Source organism: Streptomyces sp. NPDC033229, assembly GCF_055576875.1.
Genome location: NZ_JBVIQR010000001.1, coordinates 1 through 19,231 on the forward strand (window position 1 = coordinate 1; position 19,231 = coordinate 19,231).

Genomic DNA, 19,231 nt, shown 5'->3' on the forward strand with positions numbered 1-19,231 from the left:
GGTTGATAGGCCAGGTGTGGAAGACCGGTAACGGTTGGAGCTGACTGGTACTAATAGGCCGAGGGCTTGTCCTCAGTTGCTCGCGTCCACTGTGTAGGTTCTGAAGTAACGACCGTGTTGTGTTCCGGTTGGTTAATTTCATAGAGTTTCGGTGGTCATTGCGTTAGGGAAACGCCCGGTTACATTCCGAACCCGGAAGCTAAGCCTTTCAGCGCCGATGGTACTGCATGGGGGACCGTGTGGGAGAGTAGGACGCCGCCGAACAATTATTCAAAAAAGCTCTGTTATCTGAACTTCGGTTCAGATAACAGAGCTTTTTTGTTTCCACGATGCGGTGCGGAGCGTCACCTCGCGTTCACGTCGCGCCGCCACCATCCGCAGGTATGGGGACTGTGGAGTTGCTGACAGCAGCAGGGATCGGATGGGCCGCCGAGGTCATCGTGCCCTCGTACGCCACCACGGAGGCGGCCGAGGCCGTTCGGGCGGCCGGAGCGCTACCCGTCTTCGCGGACATCGACCCGCGGAGCCTGTGCCTCGACCCGGCCGCCGTCACCAGGGCGGTGACCTCGCGAACCGCCGCCATCGTGCCCGTACCCCTCTTCGGACACCCCGTCGACCACGCGGGGCTGCGAGCCGTCGCCCGCGCGCACGGCCTGCTCGTCATCGAACACGACGGAACCGACCAGGGCGACACGGCGGAGCACGACGCCACCCGGGCCGCCATCGCCGCCCGGCGAGCCAACGCCGCCTATTTGGACGCCCGCCTGACGGGTGTTCTGACGCCGGCCCCGGCACCGGGCGCGGAGCACCGCTACCACTCGTACGTGGTGCGCGTGCCCGGGAACGGCCGGCCGGACCGGGACGCGTTCGCGCGGGCCCTGCGGGCCCGGGGAGTGCGGTGCCAGGTGCCCGTACAGACACCGGTCCACCGGACACCGGCGTTCAGGCGGGAGTTGTGGCTGGCGGAGACGGAGCGAGCCGCCGACGAGTGCCTCGCGCTGCCCGTCGACGCGGCGATGACCCGGCGGGAACTGCAGCGGGTCGTATCGGCGTGCAACGCGCTCGGCGGTCTGCTGCCCGTGGCCGCCTAGCTGGTCAAAAGCCCGTGCTGGTCAAAAGCACGTGCGAGAGTCGGGTATGCTTTATCTCGTTGCACCGGCCCCAATAGCTCAGTCGGTAGAGCGTCTCCATGGTAAGGAGAAGGTCTACGGTTCGATTCCGTATTGGGGCTCGTAAAGACAAAGGCCCCCGCCTGATGGCGGGGGCCTTTGTCGTATGGGGAGTTCGGGGGCCGGAGGGTGAACCTCCCGGCCCGGTCAGGAATCCTGCGGTTCCGGAACACGCATGGCGAGAATCGCCATGTCGTCCGAGGCGGGTTCGGCGGCGAAGCGCTCCACCGCTCGGAGGACGCGCGCTGCGACCGCTCCCGCGGTGAGCCCTGTGCACGTGGTGAGAACGTCCGTCAGACCGTCGTCACCCAGCATGCGCGTGCCCTCGCGGCGCTCGGTGACGCCGTCCGTGACGCACAGCAGGACATCCCCGGGGTCGAGAGTGATCGTCTGCTCGTACAGCTCGAGGTCCTCCATGACGCCCAGCAGCGGCTGCGGGGTCGCCGCCGGCTCGACCGTGCCGTCCTGGCGAAGGCGCAGCGGCAGCGGGTGCCCGGCGCAGACGACCTTGAGGACCGCGCTGCCGTCGTGCTGGGGCCACAGCTCACCGTAGAGCAGGGTGAGGAAACGGCTGCGGGCTCCCTCGTCGAGGATGGCGGCGTTCAGGCGCTCCAGGACCGCGGGACCGCCGAAGCCCTCGCGGGCGAGGAGACGCAGCGCGTGCCGGGCGAGACCGGTGACGGCCGCGGCCTCCGGGCCCGTGCCGCAGACGTCGCCGATGGCGAAGCCGTACGCGCCGTCGCGGATGGGGAAGAGGTCGTAGAAATCGCCGCCGACCTCGTTGCCCTCGCCCGCGGCGCGATAGATGACCTCGACCTCGACGCCGGGGACGTCCGGCAGCTCGGGCGGGAGCAGGCTGCGCTGGAGGGACTGGCTGATGGCCGTGCGCTCGCTGTACAGGCGCGCGTTGTCCAGCGCGAGGGCCGCCCGGCGGGAGAGGTCCTCGGCGAGCTCCAGGATCTCCTGTCGGAAGTGGTCGTCGGTCGGCTTGCCGAGGGTCAGCATGCCGATGACACGGTTGCGGGCCACCAGGGGCAGGACGACGGTCTCGCCGCCGACGGCCGCCGCCGTGGCGAGCGAGGTGCCGGGGCCGGGGCCGCGCCCGCCGGCGTCGCCGAGACCGAGGCTGCGCAGCGAACTGCGCAGGGCGGCGGCGTGAGCCGCCTCGGAGGGCGCGGTCCAGATCCGGGCGCCGGGGGTGGGCACCGGGTCGGGCGGGGCGACCTTCGACAGCAGGGCCTTGAGGCCGTCGATGCGGTCCTCGTCCTCGTGGAGCACATACGACAGCTCGGGCTCGGAGGACTGGTCGGCGATGGTGTAGACGGCACACCAGGTGGCGAGGGTCGGGACGGTCATCTGCGCCATCAGGGCGAGTGTCTGGTCCCGGTCCAGGGTCCCGGCGAGCAGGTCGGAGGCCTCGACGAGGAAGGACAGCGAACCACGGCGCAGTCGCTCCAGCTCGCCGAGGCGGGCGGACTCGACGGCGAGGGCGATGCGGTCGGCGGCGAACTGGAGGCGGAGGGCCTCCTCGTTGCCGTAGCGACCGGGGGCCTCGGCGGCCACCCCGAGCGAACCGGTCAGGCGGCCCTCGACCTTGAGGGGCACGGTGACGACCGAGCGCATGCCGGTGTTGGCGAGCAGCGGGACGGCGCCCGGGACGGCACTGAGGTCGTCGTGAACGGCGGGCATCCGCGCCGAGCCGTAGCGGCCCGTGCCGGCCTCGACGGGCACGCGGGCGAACCGCTGGCGGGCGGACGGCAGGCCGGTGGAGGCGCGGACCTCCAGCTCGGTCTCGTCGTCGGTGGCGAGCAGCAGATAGGCGGAGTCGCCGTCGAGCATGTCCCGGGCGCGCTCGACGGTGCGCTGGAGGAGGCCGTCGAGGTCGTCCGGGGCGGGGGAGCCGATGAAGACCTCGAACGGGTCGGTGGCGGTGCCCCGTTCGCTGGAGGCGGCGTCGGTGACGGGCGAGCGCTGCGGACTCTGCAGGACCGCGCGCTCCTCGTCGCGCACGAGCAGACAGACGGTCGAGGGGGCGCCCCCATTGTCACGGACGCGCAGGTGGGAGGCGTAGACAGGGACGACCCGGCCGTCCCCGCCCCTTATGCCGTACGAGCCCTCCCAGCGGGAGAGGAGCAGGGCCTCGGCGATGCCCGTGGAGGTGCCGGGGGTGTGCGGCCAGGCGGCGAAGTCGGTGAGGGGCTTGCCCATCACCTGATCGGCGGGGAAGCCGAAGAGGTCCTGGGCGTCGTCGTTCCAGGAGCTGATGCCGCCGGCGCGGTCGATCTGGATGACGGCGACGCGCACCCGGGCGTCGGCCAGCGGCAGGGCCTCGACGGGGAGCGCCGGGCCCGCGGAGCGGGTGCCGGCCGGTCGGTCGGGGAGGTCGAGCTGGAACCACACCTTCTTGTGGGTGGCGCTGTACTCGACGCCCCAGCGGCCGGCGAGGGCGGCGCACAGCAGCAGCCCACGGCCGCCTTCGCGGTCGACGCCGCCGAAGTGCCGACCGGGGTTGTGCAGCGGCAGCTCCCGCTCGGGGTAGCGGTCGGCGACCTCCACGCGCACGCCGGTGTCCAAGCGGACGCACAGGACGTCGGCGGCGGTGCCGGCGTGGACCACGGCATTGGTGACGAGCTCGCTGGTGAGGACGACGGCGTCGTCGATGACGTCGGGGAAGCCCCACCCCTGGAGGGTGTCCCGGACGAAGGAACGGGCGGAGGCTACCGAGCGCCCGACCGGCTCGAAAGTGGCGGCAGCCCGCGCGGTGATCACAGCACTCCCCATTGGCCTCTCATCGCTCCCCCGAGTCCTGTGCCCGTTTCCGATGGCCTCGATTCGTTCGCCAGGCTAAACCGTCGGCCCGGGCGATGTGGAACAGAGTCGTGTATTTCGGAAACGGAGACAGGGATGGCGTCGGGAAGGACGTGGGAGTGAACGCGATCCGACGACCATGCGTATCCCCCCGCACGGCCCACTCAAACCCCGCGCCGTGATCGGCGGCAGGAAGGGGCGTCCGGCGCTGTGCGCACCGGGGCACTTATGGTGTCATCCCCCTTGGCCAGGGCTTTCGCCGGACTCATGGCCGTGACGGTGGACATCCCCTGCCCCGTATTCTTCAACGACTTCTCCGGGGTGTGGTTACGCTCCAACTGGCAACCTCTTCTGCGGGCCGGGGTGAAAGACTGGGAAGCTCGAGGTAGGCCCGACAAGGATGATCGACCCTGCGGGAGGGACACGGTGGAGTCTGGCGCAGCGGCGCGGGGCGTGAGCACGCGCGCGAAAGGCGGACGATCCCGGACCAATGGGGCGACGCAGGTGGATACGGCGGCGCTGAACCGGCTGCTGACAGCCCTGGCGGCGATGCGGGACGGGAACTTCCGTAAGCGTCTGACGGTCTCGGGTGACGGTGCGATGGCCGAGATCGCCGCGGTCTTCAATGAAGTCGCGGACCGCAATCTGCAGCTGACCGGTGAGCTGGCGCGGGTGCGGCGGGTGGTCGGCCGTGAGGGAAAGCTCACGGAGCGGCTGGAGGTCGGCGCCTGCGAGGGCGCGTGGGCCGCGGCCATCGATGCCTCGAACGCCCTGGTCGACGACCTGGTGCGGCCGGTGTCCGAGGTGGGCCGGGTGCTCTCGGCGGTCGCCGAGGGTGATCTGGAACAGCGGATGGACCTGCGCTCGCAGGGCGCGGACGGCGCGGCGCACCCGCTGCGCGGCGAGTTCCTCAAGGTGGGCCGCACGGTCAACGGCCTCGTGGACCAGCTGTCGGCGTTCACCGACGAGGTGACGCGGGTGGCGAGCGAGGTCGGGACCGAGGGCAAGCTCGGCGGCCAGGCCCGGGTGCGGGGAATGTCGGGTTCGTGGAAGGACCTCACGGACTCCGTCAACACCATGGCGTCCCGGCTGACCGCCCAGGTGCGTGATATCGCCCTCGTGACGACGGCGGTCGCCAAGGGCGACCTGTCCCGCAAGGTCACCGTGCACGTGGCCGGCGAGATGCTGGAGCTGAAGAACACCGTCAACACGATGGTCGACCAGCTCTCCTCGTTCGCGTCCGAGGTGACCCGCGTCGCGCGGGAAGTGGGGACCGAGGGGGAGCTGGGCGGTCAGGCGCAGGTGCCCGGCGTCGCGGGCGTCTGGAAGGACCTCACCGACTCGGTCAATCTGATGGCCGGCAATCTGACGGCGCAGGTCCGCGGGATCGCGCAGGTGACCACGGCGGTCGCCAACGGCGACCTGTCGCAGAAGGTCACGGTGAGCGCGCGCGGCGAGGTCGCGCAGCTCGCCGAGACGATCAACCAGATGACGGAGACCCTGCGCACCTTCGCCGACGAGGTGACCCGGGTCGCCAGCGAGGTGGGCGCCGAGGGCCTGCTCGGTGGTCAGGCGCAGGTGCCGGGTGCGGCGGGGACGTGGAAGGACCTCACCGACTCGGTGAACACCGCCTTCCGCAACGTCACCACGCAGGTCCGGGACATCGCGCAGGTGACCACGGCGGTCGCCAACGGCGACCTGGGCCAGAAGGTCACCGTCGATGTGTCCGGCGAGATGCTGGAGCTGAAGAACACCGTCAACACCATGGTCGACCAGCTCCAGTCCTTCGGTGCCGAAGTGACGCGGGTGGCGCGGGAGATCGGCGTCGAGGGCGAGCTGGGCGGTCAGGCGCAGGTGCCGGGTGCGGCGGGCACGTGGAAGGACCTCACCGACTCGGTGAACACCGCCTTCCGTAACCTCACCGGACAGGTCCGCAACATCGCGCAGGTGACGACGGCGGTCGCCAACGGCGACCTGTCGCAGAAGGTCACCGTCGATGTGTCCGGCGAGATGCTCCAGCTGAAGAACACCGTGAACACCATGGTGGACCAGCTGTCGTCCTTCGCCGATCAGGTCACGCGGATGGCGCGGGACGTGGGCACGGAGGGACGGCTCGGCGGCCAGGCCCGGGTGGACGGCGTCAGCGGCACCTGGAAGGAGCTGACCGACTCGGTCAACTTCATGGCCGGCAACCTCACCTCGCAGGTGCGGCAGATCGCGCAGGTCACCACGGCGGTGGCGCGCGGTGACCTGTCGCAGAAGATCGACGTGGACGCGCGCGGCGAGATCCTGGAGCTGAAGAACACCATCAACACGATGGTCGACCAGCTCTCGGCCTTCGCCGAGCAGGTGACCCGGGTGGCCCGCGAGGTGGGCACGGACGGCCGTCTCGGCGGCCAGGCGCAGGTGCCGGGCGTGGCCGGTGTCTGGCGCGATCTGACGGACTCGGTCAACGGTATGGCGGGCAATCTGACCGCCCAGGTCCGTAACATCGCGCAGGTCGCCACGGCGGTGGCGCGCGGTGATCTGTCGCAGAAGATCGATGTGGACGCGCGCGGCGAGATCCTGGAGCTGAAGAACACCCTCAACACGATGGTGGACCAGCTGTCCTCGTTCGCCGACCAGGTCACGCGCGTGGCGCGCGAGGTGGGCACCGAGGGCATCCTGGGCGGCCAGGCGGAGGTGCAGGGCGTCTCCGGCACCTGGAAGGACCTCACACAGTCCGTCAACTTCATGGCCAACAACCTGACTTCGCAGGTGCGCAACATCGCCGAGGTCACCACCGCCGTGGCCAAGGGCGACCTGTCGAAGAAGATCACCGTCGACGCGAAGGGCGAGATCCTCGAACTCGTCACCACCGTGAACACGATGGTCGACCAGCTGTCGGACTTCGCCGAGCAGGTCACCCGGGTCGCCCGCGAGGTGGGCACGGAAGGCCAGCTGGGCGGCCAGGCGCGGGTGCGGGACGTCACCGGCATCTGGAAGGACCTCAGCGACAACGTCAACCTGATGGCCAACAACCTGACCAGTCAGGTGCGGAACATCTCGCAGGTCGCGGGCGCGGTCGCCAACGGCGACCTGACCAAGAAGGTCACCGTCGAGGCCCGCGGCGAGGTGGCGCAGCTCGCCGACACCGTCAACACCATGGTGACCACGCTGTCGTCCTTCGCGGACGAGGTCACGCGCGTGGCGCGCGAGGTGGGCACCGACGGCATCCTCGGCGGCCAGGCCCGGGTCCCCGGCGTCAGCGGTACGTGGAAGGACCTCACCGAGTCCGTGAACTCGATGGCGTCCAACCTCACCGGCCAGGTCCGCAACATCGCGATGGTGACCACCGCCATCGCCCAGGGCGACCTCACCAAGAAGATCGATATCGATGCGCGCGGTGAGATCCTCCAGCTGAAGACGACCATCAACACGATGGTCGACCAGCTGTCGTCCTTCGCCGACCAGGTCACCCGGGTCGCCCGCGAGGTGGGCACCGAGGGGCAGCTGGGCGGTCAGGCCCGGGTGCGCGACGTCGACGGCACCTGGCGCGATCTGACCGAGTCGGTCAACGAGATGGCGGGCAACCTGACCCGTCAGGTGCGGGCCATCGCCGAGGTCGCCACCGCGGTGACCCGCGGTGATCTCAACCTCAAGATCGACGTGGACGCGGCGGGCGAGATCCTGGAACTCCAGGACAACATCAACACGATGATCGCCAACCTGCGCGAGACGACCCTCGCCAACAAGGAACAGGACTGGCTCAAGGGCAACCTCGCCCGTATCTCCGGTCTGATGCAGGGGCGCCGCGATCTGGAGGACGTCGCCGGGCTGATCATGAGCGAGCTGACCCCCGTGGTCTCCGCGCAGCACGGTGCCTTCTTCCTCGCGATGCCGACCGGCCTGCCCGAGAGCGAGGGCGAGGAGGACGCGTACGAGCTGCGGATGCTCGGCTCGTACGGCTACTCGATGGGCTCGATGCCCACCTCCTTCCGGCCCGGTGAGACGCTCATCGGGACGGCGGCGCAGGAGAAGCGCACCATCCTGGTGGAGAACGTGCCGCCGGGCTATCTGAAGATCGCCTCCGGGCTGGGGGAGGCGCCGCCGGCCCACGTCATCGTGCTGCCGGTGCTCTTCGAGGGACAGATCCTCGGCGTGATCGAGCTGGCGTCCTTCCAGCCGTTCGCCCAGATCCAGAAGGACTTCCTCAACCAGATCGCCGAGATGATCGGCACCAGCGTCAACACCATCAGCGTCAACACCAAGACCGAGGTGCTGCTCAAGCAGTCGCAGGAGCTCGCCGAGCAACTGCGCGAGCGGTCGCTGGAGTTGGAGAACCGGCAGAAGGAGCTGGAGATCTCCAACTCCGAGCTGGAGGAGAAGTCCGAGCGGCTGGCCCGGCAGAACCGCGACATCGAGGTCAAGAACACCGAGATCGAAGAGGCCCGGCAGGTGCTGGAGGAGCGCGCCGAGCAGCTCGCGGTCTCCATGCGTTACAAGTCCGAGTTCCTGGCCAACATGTCGCACGAGCTGCGCACGCCGCTCAACTCGCTGCTGATCCTCGCCAAGCTGCTCGCCGACAACGCGGAGGGCAATCTCTCCCCGAAGCAGGTCGAGTTCGCCGAGACGATCCACGGAGCGGGCTCCGATCTGCTCCAGCTGATCAACGACATCCTGGACCTGTCGAAGGTCGAGGCGGGCAAGATGGACGTCAGCCCGACCCGGATCGCCCTGGTTCAGCTCGTCGACTACGTCGAGGCGACCTTCCGGCCGCTGACGGCGGAGAAGGGGCTCGACTTCTCCGTTCGCGTCTCGCCGGAGCTGCCGGCGACGCTGCACACCGACGAACAGCGGCTGCTGCAGGTGCTGCGCAATCTGCTGTCGAACGCGGTGAAGTTCACGGACACGGGCGCGGTCGAGCTGGTCATCCGGCCGGCCGGCGCGGACGTCCCGGACACCATTCGCGAGCAGCTGCTGGAGGCGGGCTCGCTGCGCGAGGCCGACGGCGATCTGATCGCCTTCTCCGTCACGGACACCGGCATCGGTATCGCGGCCAGCAAGATGCGGGTCATCTTCGAGGCGTTCAAGCAGGCGGACGGCACCACCAGCCGCAAGTACGGGGGCACCGGGCTCGGGCTCTCCATCAGCCGGGAGATCGCGCGCCTGCTCGGCGGCGAGATCCACGCGGCGAGCGAGCCCGGGCGCGGCTCCACCTTCACGCTCTATCTGCCGCTCACCTCCGGCGAGCTGCCGCCGCAGGGCTACCCGCTCGCACCGGGCGGCCAGGCCGCCGGCCAGCAGGCGCTGATGGCGGCGAGCGGGCCGGCGGGTGGTGACGGCCGGACCGAGCTGCCCGCGCGCGGTGCCGCCGGGCTGCTGCTGCGCCGCCAGCGCGCGGCCCAGGCGGCGGGGGCGGCGTGGCCCGCCCTGTCCGGACGGGCCGAGGAGGCGGGGGCGCAGCCCTCGCAGGCTCCGTCCGCGCCGGCGGCCCCGCAGCAGGAGCCGTGGTTGAACGCCGCGCCGAGCGAGGGCCGGGACGGAGCGCCGAGCGGCTTCAGCGGCGCGTTCCGCGGCGAGAAGGTGCTGATCGTCGACGACGACATCCGCAATGTCTTCGCGCTCACCAGCGTGCTGGAGCAGTACGGGCTGTCGGTGCTCTACGCGGAGAACGGCCGTGAGGGGATCGAGGTCCTCGAGCAGCACGACGACGTGGTGCTGGTGCTCATGGACATCATGATGCCGGAGATGGACGGCTATGCCACGACGGCGGCGATCCGCAGGATGCCGCAGTTCGCGGGGCTGCCCATCATCGCGCTCACGGCGAAGGCGATGAAGGGCGACCGGGAGAAGAGCATCGATGCCGGGGCGTCGGACTATGTCACCAAACCGGTCGACACGGATCATCTGCTGACGGTGATGGAGCAGTGGATGCGCGCTGAGTGACAGTTGGTTGGTCACTCTTTGTGCATCTGTTGACTGACTGTGCTCAAAGACGTGTGGGAGCGCGGTATTCGGGGAACCTTCTGGTCTCCCACCGCGTTTCTGCTACGTGCCCTGTGACATCGCGGTGACAGGGTGTGGTGACAGGCGGGGTACGGCTACGATGACCGGCACAAGGACGGGCGGCGCAAGGGAGTCGTCCCCTGGGGCGGCGCCCGGTGCTTCCCCTGGCTCTTCGGGCCGGGGAGACCCCAAGCCGGGGCGAGGAGGACGGGGCATGGTGCAGAAGGCCAAGATCCTCCTGGTCGATGACCGGCCGGAAAATCTGCTGGCGCTGGAGGCGATCCTCTCGGCGCTCGATCAGACACTGGTACGGGCATCGTCAGGGGAGGAAGCGCTCAAGGCGCTGCTGACGGACGACTTCGCAGTGATCCTGCTGGACGTCCAGATGCCGGGCATGGACGGATTCGAGACCGCCGCGCACATCAAGCGGCGGGAGCGGACCCGGGACATTCCCATCATCTTCCTCACCGCCATCAACCACGGCCCGCACCACACCTTCCGCGGCTACGCGGCGGGCGCGGTGGACTACATCTCCAAGCCCTTCGACCCGTGGGTGCTGCGCGCCAAGGTCTCGGTCTTCGTCGAGCTGTACATGAAGAACTGCCAGCTGCGCGAGCAGGCCGCCCTGTTGCGGCTCCAGCTCGACGGTCAGTCCGGCCGCAGCGGGCTGACGGAGACCCAGGAGCCCGCCGGGCTGCTCGCCGAACTCTCCGCGCGGCTCGCCGCCGTCGAGGAGCAGGCCGAGGCGCTCTCCAAACAGCTGGACGAGTCCGCCGACGCGGCCGCCGTCGCCACCGCCGCCCACCTGGAGCGCAAACTCACCGGGCTGCGCCGGGCCCTGGACGCGCTGGAGCCCGGGACCGGCGGGGCGAGCGCGCTGCCCGCGCCGAGCTGACCCGTAGGCCGCCCCTTCGCGTCGCGCCCTCGAAGCATGAGCCCAAGCCCGTACGGGGACCATGCAGGGGCCGAGGCGAGCCCTTGCCGCGCCCATCCGGCCTTTGACACAGCGTCACCCCCGATATCACTGGGGGACGACACGAATGGGTGAAGGCCCGGGCGCACGTGTCCCTCGCGCCCGACGACGGTAATCTCGGCTCCATGGCCTCACGTACGTCCGGCAAGGGTTCCCAGAGCACGGCGGGCACCTCGAAGCAGCGCGCCGGACGCCCCGGGAGCGCGGCCAAGAAGGCACCCGCGAAGAAGGCACCGCCGAAGCCGGCGGGCAAGGCACCCGCCAAGCCCGCCAAGAAGGCCGCGGCGCCCGCGCGGAAGCCCGCGAAGAAGGCCGCGGCCAAGGCGGCACCCAAGCGCGCGTCCTCCCCGACCGGCGGTCTCTACCGCCTCGCACGGGCCATCTGGCTCGGGCTGGCGCACACCGTGGGCGCGGTGTTCCGCGGCGTCGGGCGGGGTGCGAGGGGGCTCGACCCGGCGCACCGCAAGGACGGGCTCGCGCTGCTCCTCCTCGGCCTCGGCCTCGTCGTCGCGGCCGGCACCTGGTCCAACCTCGAAGGCCCGGTCGGGGACCTGGTGAAGATGCTCGTCACCGGTGCCTTCGGCCGGCTCGACCTGCTCGTGCCGATACTGATCGGCGTCATCGCCGTCCGGCTGATCCGCCACCCGGAGCGGCCCGAGGCGAACGGCCGCATCGTCATCGGCCTCTCCGCGCTGGTCGTCGGCGTCCTCGGCCAGGTCCACGTGGCCTGTGGATCGCCCGGCCGGGGCGAGGGCGCCGAGGCACTGCAGGACGCCGGCGGCCTGATCGGCTGGGCCGCCGCGAAACCCCTGCTCTTCACCGTCGGCGAGGTACTGGCCGTACCGCTGCTCGTGCTGCTCACCCTTTTCGGGCTGCTGGTCGTCACGGCCACGCCCGTCAACGCCATCCCGCAGCGGCTGCGGCTGCTCGGCATCCGGCTCGGCCTGGTCGAACCGGAACCGGAGGAGCACGATCCGTTCGCGTCCGGGACGTACGACTCGGGGGAGTACGACGACGAATGGCGCGACGCACCGGCGAGGCGGCCCCGGCGGGCCGCCGCCGACCGGGCCGCGGCCGACACCGGCACGGACGCGGAGCGCGCCGAGGCAGAGGCGCTGAGCAGGCGACGCAAGCCGCGCAGGACGTCCGTGGAGCCGCCGGGCGACCGGCCGATGGACGCGGTGGACGTGGCGGCCGCCGCCGCGGCCTCGCTCGACGGAGCCGTGCTGCACGGTGTGCAGCCGTCGCCGCTCGTCGCCGGGCTCAGCAGCGCCGTCGCCGCCGAGCGGGAGCGGACGGGCGCGGTCCCGACCGCGCGCGGCACCGGGAAGGCGGCGTCCGGCGGCAAGGCCGGCGCGGCGCCCGCGGGCGGGGAGAGCGACACCGGGAGCGTGCCCGACCTCACCAAGCCCGCACCCGAGCCCGCTCCGGGGCTCCCGGCGCGGGCCGAGCAGCTCCAGCTCGCGGGCGACATCACCTACTCGCTGCCGTCGCTGGACCTGCTGGAGCGCGGCGGCCCTGGCAAGACGCGCAGCGCCGCGAACGACGCCATAGTGGCCTCCCTGTCGAACGTCTTCGCGGAGTTCAAGGTCGACGCCGCGGTCACCGGCTTCACCCGCGGCCCGACGGTCACTCGCTACGAGGTGGAGCTGGGCCCCGCCGTCAAGGTCGAGCGGATCACCGCGCTCACCAAGAACATCGCCTACGCCGTCGCCAGCCCGGACGTGCGCATCATCAGCCCCATCCCCGGCAAGTCCGCGGTCGGCATCGAGATCCCGAACACCGACCGCGAGATGGTCAACCTCGGCGACGTGCTGCGGCTCGCGGCGGCGGCCGAGGACAACCACCCGATGCTTGTCGCCCTCGGCAAGAACGTCGAGGGCGGCTACGAGATGGCCAACCTCGCGAAGATGCCGCACGTCCTGGTCGCCGGAGCCACCGGCTCCGGAAAGTCGTCCTGCATCAACTGCCTGATCACCTCGGTGATGATAAGAGCGACCCCGGACGACGTCCGGATGGTCCTCGTCGACCCCAAGCGCGTCGAGCTGACCGCCTACGAGGGCATCCCGCACCTGATCACACCGATCATCACCAACCCCAAGCGGGCCGCCGAGGCCCTGCAGTGGGTCGTCCGCGAGATGGACCTGCGCTACGACGACCTGGCGGCCTTCGGCTTCCGGCACATCGACGACTTCAACGACGCCATTCGCAAGGGGAAGGTCAAGCCCCCCGAAGGCAGCGGCCGCGAGCTGCAGCCGTACCCGTATCTGCTGGTCATCGTGGACGAGCTGGCGGACCTGATGATGGTCGCCCCGCGTGACGTCGAGGACGCCATCGTCCGCATCACCCAGCTCGCCCGCGCTGCCGGCATCCACCTCGTGCTCGCCACCCAGCGCCCGTCCGTGGACGTCGTCACCGGTCTGATCAAGGCGAACGTGCCCTCCCGGCTCGCCTTCGCGACGTCCTCGCTCGCCGACAGCCGGGTCATCCTCGACCAGCCGGGCGCCGAGAAGCTGATCGGCAAGGGCGACAGCCTGTTCCTGCCGATGGGGGCGAGCAAGCCCGTCCGCATGCAGGGCGCCTTCGTCACGGAGGACGAGGTCGCGGCCGTCGTGCAGCACTGCAAGAACCAGATGGCGCCGGTCTTCCGGGACGACGTCACGGTGGGGACGGCGAAGAAGAAGGAGATCGACGAGGACATCGGCGACGACCTCGATCTGCTCTGCCAGGCCGCCGAGCTGGTCGTCTCCACCCAGTTCGGCTCGACCTCGATGCTCCAGCGGAAGCTGCGTGTGGGCTTCGCCAAGGCGGGAAGACTCATGGACCTGATGGAGTCGCGCAACATCGTGGGCCCGAGCGAGGGCTCCAAGGCGCGCGACGTGCTCGTCAAGCCCGAGGAGCTGGACGGCGTGCTCGCGGTGATCCGCGGGGACGGCCAGGGATAGCCGGCCGGAAAAACCGGAAAAACGGGCCGGTCAACCGTTTCCCCCGGCGGCGGGTCCAGTTGAGGGAGAGGGGGGAGCGACGATGCTCCGCCGGACGTCTCACCACACGGTTCGCCGGGGGTCCCACGCCCGGCCCGGCAGAACATTCCGATGGCGTACAAAGTCCGGCTTCCCGCTTGCCCGACCCTTTCGCATCCCCCCTAGACTGAACCTCCAGCAGGTGGCTACACGCTCGAAAGGCGCCCACGTGTCCATCGGCAACTCCCCCGCGGACGACCGGCCCTCGATCGGTCGCGCCCTCCAGCAGGCCCGCATCAGCGCCGGTCTGACCGTCGACGAGGTCAGCACGACCACTCGCGTGCGCATCCCGATCATGCACGCCATCGAACAGGACGACTTCACCCGCTGCGGTGGTGACGTCTACGCCCGGGGGCACATCCGCGTGCTGGCGCAGACCGTCGGCCTGGACCCCGCCCCGCTCGTCGCGCAGTACGACGCCGAGCACGGCGGCCGCCCGGCGCCCACCCCCGCCGCACCCCTCTTCGAGGCCGAGCGGCTGCGGCCCGAGCGCCGGCGGCCCAATTGGACGGCCGCGATGGTGGCCGCCATCGTCGCCGTCGTCGGCTTCGTGGGCTTCACGCTCTTCAACGGCGGCTCGAAGGGGCAGAGCAGCTCCGTCGCGGCCGACACGGCCTCCGGCAAGCAGCCCGCGCCGAAGACCCCCGAGGCCGTCCCCAGCAAGCCCGCCGACCCCAAACCGGAACCGTCCGACAGCGCCATCGCGGGCGTCCCGGCCAACAAGGTCACCGTCAAGCTCACCGCCGAGAACGGCCAGACGTGGATGTCCGCCAAGGACCACAACGGCAAGCTGATCGAGGAGGGCGTGCTCAAGCGGGGCGCTTCCAAGACCTTCACGGACAACAAGCGGATCGACCTGGTGCTGGGCAATGCCGGGGCCGTGCAACTGTTCGTGAACGGCAAGGAGGTCAAGGATCTGGGTGACGACGGACAGGTTCAGCGTCTGAGCTACACCAAGGGTGACCCCGAAACGGGCTGACCAGCGCAAACATGGTCGGCCGACCCGGTGCGGCGAGCCTTCGGGTGACCAGGCTCTCCGCGCTCGGGGGACACGTGGCAACGGATGTGGTGCCGGGACAAAGTAGGCTGAGCCCTATGCCCGAACGCCGTACCGTCGCTCTTGTCACACTTGGCTGCGCCCGTAACGAGGTGGACTCGGAGGAGCTGGCAGGCCGCTTGGCGGCGGATGGCTGGGACCTCGTCGAGGACGCCGCCGATGCCGACGTGGCCGTCGTCAACACCTGTGGCTTCGTAGAAGCCGCCAAGAAGGACTCCGTCGACGCCCTCCTCGAAGCCAACGACCTCAAGGATCAGGGCCGAACCCAGGCCGTCGTGGCCGTCGGCTGCATGGCCGAGAGGTACGGCAAGGAGCTCGCCCAGGCCCTCCCCGAGGCCGACGGCGTGCTCGGCTTCGACGACTACGCCGACATCTCCGACCGGCTCCAGACCATCCTCTCCGGTGGCGTCCACGCCTCCCACACCCCGCGTGACCGGCGCAAGCTGCTGCCGATCAGCCCCGCTGCCCGGCAGAGCGCGGACGTCGCCCTGCCCGGACACGCGCAGGAGGCCCAGGAAGCCCAGGAGAGCGCCCCGGCGGACCTTCCGGAGGGTCTCGCCCCGGCCTCCGGGCCCCGGGCGCCGCTGCGCCGCAGACTCGGCTCCAACCCCGTCGCCTCCGTGAAGCTCGCCTCCGGGTGCGACCGCCGGTGCTCCTTCTGCGCCATCCCCTCCTTCCGCGGGTCCTTCATCTCCCGCCGCCCCTCCGACGTGCTGAGCGAGACGCGATGGCTCGCGGAGCAGGGTGTGAAGGAGGTCATGCTGGTCTCCGAGAACAACACCTCCTACGGCAAGGACCTCGGCGACATCCGGCTGCTGGAGACGCTGCTGCCGGAGCTGGCGGCCGTGGACGGCCTGGAGCGGATCCGGGTCAGCTACCTCCAGCCCGCCGAGATGCGGCCGGGCCTGATCGACGTGCTGACCTCGACCGAGAAGGTCGCGCCGTACTTCGACCTCTCCTTCCAGCACTCGGCCCCCGCCGTGCTGCGCGCGATGCGCCGCTTCGGTGACACCGACCGCTTCCTGGAGCTGCTCGACCAGATCCGCGGCAAGGCCCCGCAGGCCGGCGCCCGCTCCAACTTCATCGTCGGCTTCCCCGGTGAGACCGAGGAGGACGTCGCCGAGCTGGAGCGTTTCCTGGCCGGGGCCCGGCTGGACGCCATCGGCGTCTTCGGCTACTCCGACGAGGACGGCACCGAGGCGGCCACCTACGAGCACAAGGTCGACCCCGACGTCGTCGCCGAGCGCCTGGCGCACATCTCGCGGCTCGCCGAGGAGCTGACCGCGCAGCGCGCCGAGGAGCGGCTCGGGGAGACCCTCGAGGTGCTCGTCGACCGCGTGGACGAGGAGGACGGCGTCATCGGCCGGGCCGCCCACCAGGCGCCCGAGACCGACGGCCAGGTCCTGCTCACCACCGACCGGGAGCTGGTACCCGGCCGGATGGTCACGGCCAAGGTGGTGGCGACCGAGGGCGTGGACCTCATCGCCGAGGTACTCGGTGACGGAGGGTGTACCGAGGAGGCCGACAGATGACCCGAGCCCCGGCCTCCGCCGCGGGAGGCCCCGCCCCGGCGACGGCCGTGCGGCAGGCCGGGTTGTGGAACATCGCCAACATCCTCACCATGGTGCGGCTGCTCCTCGTGCCCGGGTTTGTCCTGTTGATGATGCACAACGGCGGCTACGACCCGGCCTGGCGTTCCTTCGCCTGGGCCGCGTTCGCCATCGCCATGATCACGGACCTGTTCGACGGCCATCTGGCCCGGATGTACAACCTGGTCACCGACTTCGGGAAGATCGCCGACCCGATCGCGGACAAGGCGATCATGGGCGCCGCGCTGATCTGCCTCTCGGTCCTGGACGACCTGCCGTGGTGGGTCACGGGCGTGATCCTCTTCCGCGAGGTCGGCATCACGCTGATGCGGTTCTGGGTGATCAGGCACGGGGTGATCCCGGCCAGCCGCGGCGGCAAGATGAAGACGCTCGCCCAGGGCGTGGGCGTCGGGATGTACATCCTGGCGCTGACCGGGCCATTGGCCACGGCCCGCTTCTGGGTGATGGCCGTCGCCGTGGCGTTGACCGTGCTGACCGGGCTCGACTACGTGAAGCAGGCCATCGAGCTGCGCCGGGCCGGCCGGGGATCCGCGCGATGAGTCCCGAAGGGCCGGGCGGCCGGATGAGCACGGAGGGCAACGGCGGAGCCGCCGCGGTGCTGGGTGCGCTGGTCGGGCGGGGCTGGACCGTGGCAGCGGCCGAATCGCTCACGGGCGGCCTGCTCGCGGCGGCGCTGACCGCCGCGCCGGGCGCCTCCCGCGCGGTGCTGGGGTCGGTCACCGCGTACGCCACCGACGTCAAGCGCGATGTGCTGGGAGTGGCCGGGGAACTGCTCGCCGAGCGCGGAGCCATCGACGCGGAGGTGGCCCGGCAGATGGCCCGCGGGGTGCGGAGTCTGCTCGGCGCCGACTGGGGGGTCGCCACCACCGGAGTCGCCGGACCGGACACCCAGGACGGCAAGTCCGTGGGCACGGTCTTCATCGCCGTGGCGGGTCCGGCCGGTGCGGGTTCGGTGCGTGAGCTGTCGCTGGACGGCGACCGGGCGCGCATCCGGACCGAGAGCGTACGGGCGGCTCTCGCCCTGTTGCTGGGCGAACTGGCAGAGAACGCGGGGGCAAAGGATACGGAACACAACGGGGGGAATGGATGTTTGCAGCCCTGAGTGAACACGACATAGCTCCCCGCACGGCCGCAGCCGGAGGCGGTACGGTGGGGCGTGAAGGATCCGGATTCGCGGTCCAAGGAGGGAGCCACCGATGATTTTGCTCCGTCGCCTGCTGGGTGACGTGCTGCGTCGGCAGCGCCAGCGCCAGGGCCGCACTCTGCGCGAGGTCTCCTCTTCCGCCCGGGTCTCGCTCGGTTACCTCTCCGAGGTCGAGCGGGGGCAGAAGGAGGCGTCCTCCGAGCTTCTCTCCGCAATCTGCGACGCTCTGGACGTTCGGATGTCCGAGGTCATGCGTGAGGTGAGTGACGAACTGTCGCTCGCCGAGCTGGCGCAGTCGGCGGCGGCGAGCGAGCCGGTACCCGCGCCGATGCGGCCGATGTTCAATTCGGTGTCCGTGACGTCTGTGACGGGCGTGCCGGGGGAGCGTGTGACCATCAAGGCTCCCGCGGAGGCCGTCGACGTGGTCGCGGCCTGAGACAAGTCCGGGAATCGTGTGTTTCCCGTTCAGGATCCCGGTCAGGAATCTGACCGGGATCCTGCGTTTTCCGCCCCTTCGGCACCTGTGTGCCATGGTGGATGAACGGGGATCGAACAGACCGGACAGTCGAAGAGGAGAACGCGGATGTCTGTCGTGAAGAGCCCGTTGTCCGAGCAGGACCGCAAGACCGTCGGGGATGCCCTCCAGGGGGCGCTCGTCGACCTGGTGGACCTCTCGCTCGTGGCCAAGCAGGTCCACTGGACCGTCGTGGGCCCCCGCTTCCGCTCGGTGCATCTGCAGCTCGACGAGGTCGTCGCGAGCGCCCGGCTGCACGCGGACGCGGTCGCGGAGCGTGCCTCGGCCCTCGGCGTCGCCCCGGACGGGCGGGCCGAGACCGTCGCCAAGACCAGCGGAATCGACGCGGTCGGCGACGGCTGGAACAAGGACACGAAGGCGGTGCAGATCCTCGTCGCCGCACTCGGTGCGGTCATCACCCGCATGCGCGAGCGTGTGCAGGCGACCGGTGACCCCGACCCGGTCACGCAGGACCTGCTCATCGGTCTCACGGGAGACCTCGAGAAGCACCACTGGATGTTCCAGGCGGAGAACGCCTGACCGCCGGTGGTGGAAGACGGGTGGTGAAAGACGGGAAGGCCCGGACCGGCAGCCGGTCCGGGCCTTCCCGTGTCTGCCCTGTCTTCCGTGCGTTCCGTGTCCTTCCGGCGGTGTCTTTTTCGGCCTCCGGTGGCGGAGGCGGCGCGGGCGCGCTCTCCTTGAGGGATGGACGAGCACCCCGTGATCCGCTTCACGAAAGAGCTGATGGTGGTCACGGACCTCGATCAGACAGCAGCCGGTGCCTTCGTGCGGACGGTGTACCAGGAGGGCATGCGCGACGGGGAACAGCGGGTCATCGTCGACCTGCACCGGCGTGATCGCCGGATCGCCGAGCTGGAAGAGGAGCTGGCCCGATCGCGGGGGGAGTCCGACTGACGACGCCGGCTCGGTGGGGGCGCGTACGGA

At 70.2% G+C, this 19,231-nt stretch carries 12 protein-coding genes, 1 tRNA gene and 1 rRNA gene; 13 read left to right on the forward strand and 1 reads right to left on the reverse strand.

The features are described from left to right. Positions 1-147 precede the first annotated feature (147 nt). From rrf to ACZ53N_RS00015, 3 genes are all read left to right on the forward strand, one after another. Positions 148-264: ribosomal RNA gene (rrf, locus tag ACZ53N_RS00005) — 5S ribosomal RNA — on the forward strand. Between the two features lie 119 nt (positions 265-383). After that, positions 384-1,091 (forward strand): DegT/DnrJ/EryC1/StrS family aminotransferase, encoded by a 708-nt coding sequence (locus tag ACZ53N_RS00010; RefSeq protein ID WP_469138708.1) that lies wholly within the window; start codon positions 384-386, stop codon positions 1,089-1,091. Between the two features lie 67 nt (positions 1,092-1,158). Next, positions 1,159-1,231 (forward strand) — tRNA-Thr (locus ACZ53N_RS00015). Positions 1,232-1,316: 85 nt separating this feature from the next. Here ACZ53N_RS00015 and ACZ53N_RS00020 read toward each other — a convergent pair. Next, entirely contained in the window at positions 1,317-3,950 is a 2,634-nt protein-coding gene (locus ACZ53N_RS00020) for a SpoIIE family protein phosphatase (protein ID WP_469138709.1), read from the reverse strand. 453 nt (positions 3,951-4,403) lie between these two features. Here ACZ53N_RS00020 and ACZ53N_RS00025 point away from each other — a divergent pair, with 453 nt between their 5' ends. The 10 genes from ACZ53N_RS00025 to ACZ53N_RS00070 all read left to right on the forward strand — a co-directional run bounded on the left by ACZ53N_RS00025 (position 4,404) and on the right by ACZ53N_RS00070 (position 19,201). After that, the gene (locus tag ACZ53N_RS00025) at positions 4,404-9,905 is read left to right on the forward strand and encodes a HAMP domain-containing protein (protein ID WP_469138710.1); all 5,502 of its coding nucleotides are present in this window, start codon (positions 4,404-4,406) and stop codon (positions 9,903-9,905) included. A gap of 274 nt (positions 9,906-10,179) precedes the next feature. Next, entirely contained in the window at positions 10,180-10,860 is a 681-nt protein-coding gene (locus ACZ53N_RS00030; protein ID WP_469138711.1) for a response regulator, read from the forward strand. Positions 10,861-11,063: 203 nt separating this feature from the next. After that, positions 11,064-13,883, forward strand: coding sequence for a DNA translocase FtsK (locus ACZ53N_RS00035; protein WP_469138712.1), 2,820 nt, complete (start codon positions 11,064-11,066; stop codon positions 13,881-13,883). Between the two features lie 247 nt (positions 13,884-14,130). Continuing rightward, a complete protein-coding gene (locus ACZ53N_RS00040) occupies positions 14,131-14,940 on the forward strand; it encodes a helix-turn-helix domain-containing protein (RefSeq protein ID WP_469138713.1) in 810 nt (269 codons plus the stop codon). Between the two features lie 116 nt (positions 14,941-15,056). Continuing rightward, positions 15,057-16,550 (forward strand): 30S ribosomal protein S12 methylthiotransferase RimO, encoded by a 1,494-nt coding sequence (gene rimO, locus ACZ53N_RS00045; RefSeq protein ID WP_469138714.1) that lies wholly within the window; start codon positions 15,057-15,059, stop codon positions 16,548-16,550. After that, positions 16,547-17,167 (forward strand): CDP-diacylglycerol--glycerol-3-phosphate 3-phosphatidyltransferase, encoded by a 621-nt coding sequence (pgsA, locus tag ACZ53N_RS00050; RefSeq protein WP_469138715.1) that lies wholly within the window; start codon positions 16,547-16,549, stop codon positions 17,165-17,167. Before rimO ends, pgsA begins: the two co-directional genes overlap by 4 nt. Then, positions 17,164-17,730 carry a CinA family protein gene (locus ACZ53N_RS00055; RefSeq protein WP_469138716.1) on the forward strand — a complete coding sequence of 189 codons (567 nt, stop codon included), beginning with the start codon at positions 17,164-17,166 and terminating at the stop codon, positions 17,728-17,730. The genes pgsA and ACZ53N_RS00055 overlap by 4 nt, the downstream gene beginning before the upstream one ends. Before the next feature lie 94 nt (positions 17,731-17,824). Further along, positions 17,825-18,208 carry a helix-turn-helix domain-containing protein gene (locus ACZ53N_RS00060; protein WP_086566431.1) on the forward strand — a complete coding sequence of 128 codons (384 nt, stop codon included), beginning with the start codon at positions 17,825-17,827 and terminating at the stop codon, positions 18,206-18,208. Between the two features lie 147 nt (positions 18,209-18,355). Further along, the gene (locus tag ACZ53N_RS00065; protein WP_469138717.1) at positions 18,356-18,826 is read left to right on the forward strand and encodes a Dps family protein; all 471 of its coding nucleotides are present in this window, start codon (positions 18,356-18,358) and stop codon (positions 18,824-18,826) included. A gap of 165 nt (positions 18,827-18,991) precedes the next feature. Beyond that, positions 18,992-19,201 carry a hypothetical protein gene (locus ACZ53N_RS00070; RefSeq protein ID WP_130881853.1) on the forward strand — a complete coding sequence of 70 codons (210 nt, stop codon included), beginning with the start codon at positions 18,992-18,994 and terminating at the stop codon, positions 19,199-19,201. Positions 19,202-19,231: the final 30 nt, after the last annotated feature.

Coding starts and splice junctions, on each gene's coding strand:
- ACZ53N_RS00070 (WP_130881853.1), top strand. CDS start 18,992: ATGGACGAGCACCCCGTGATCCGCTTCACGAAAGAGCTGATGGTGGTC.
- ACZ53N_RS00055 (WP_469138716.1), top strand. CDS start 17,164: ATGAGTCCCGAAGGGCCGGGCGGCCGGATGAGCACGGAGGGCAACGGC.
- ACZ53N_RS00065 (WP_469138717.1), top strand. CDS start 18,356: ATGTCTGTCGTGAAGAGCCCGTTGTCCGAGCAGGACCGCAAGACCGTC.
- pgsA (WP_469138715.1), top strand. CDS start 16,547: ATGACCCGAGCCCCGGCCTCCGCCGCGGGAGGCCCCGCCCCGGCGACG.
- ACZ53N_RS00010 (WP_469138708.1), top strand. CDS start 384: ATGGGGACTGTGGAGTTGCTGACAGCAGCAGGGATCGGATGGGCCGCC.
- rimO (WP_469138714.1), top strand. CDS start 15,057: ATGCCCGAACGCCGTACCGTCGCTCTTGTCACACTTGGCTGCGCCCGT.
- ACZ53N_RS00030 (WP_469138711.1), top strand. CDS start 10,180: ATGGTGCAGAAGGCCAAGATCCTCCTGGTCGATGACCGGCCGGAAAAT.
- ACZ53N_RS00035 (WP_469138712.1), top strand. CDS start 11,064: ATGGCCTCACGTACGTCCGGCAAGGGTTCCCAGAGCACGGCGGGCACC.
- ACZ53N_RS00020 (WP_469138709.1), bottom strand. CDS start 3,950: ATGGGGAGTGCTGTGATCACCGCGCGGGCTGCCGCCACTTTCGAGCCG.
- ACZ53N_RS00060 (WP_086566431.1), top strand. CDS start 17,825: ATGATTTTGCTCCGTCGCCTGCTGGGTGACGTGCTGCGTCGGCAGCGC.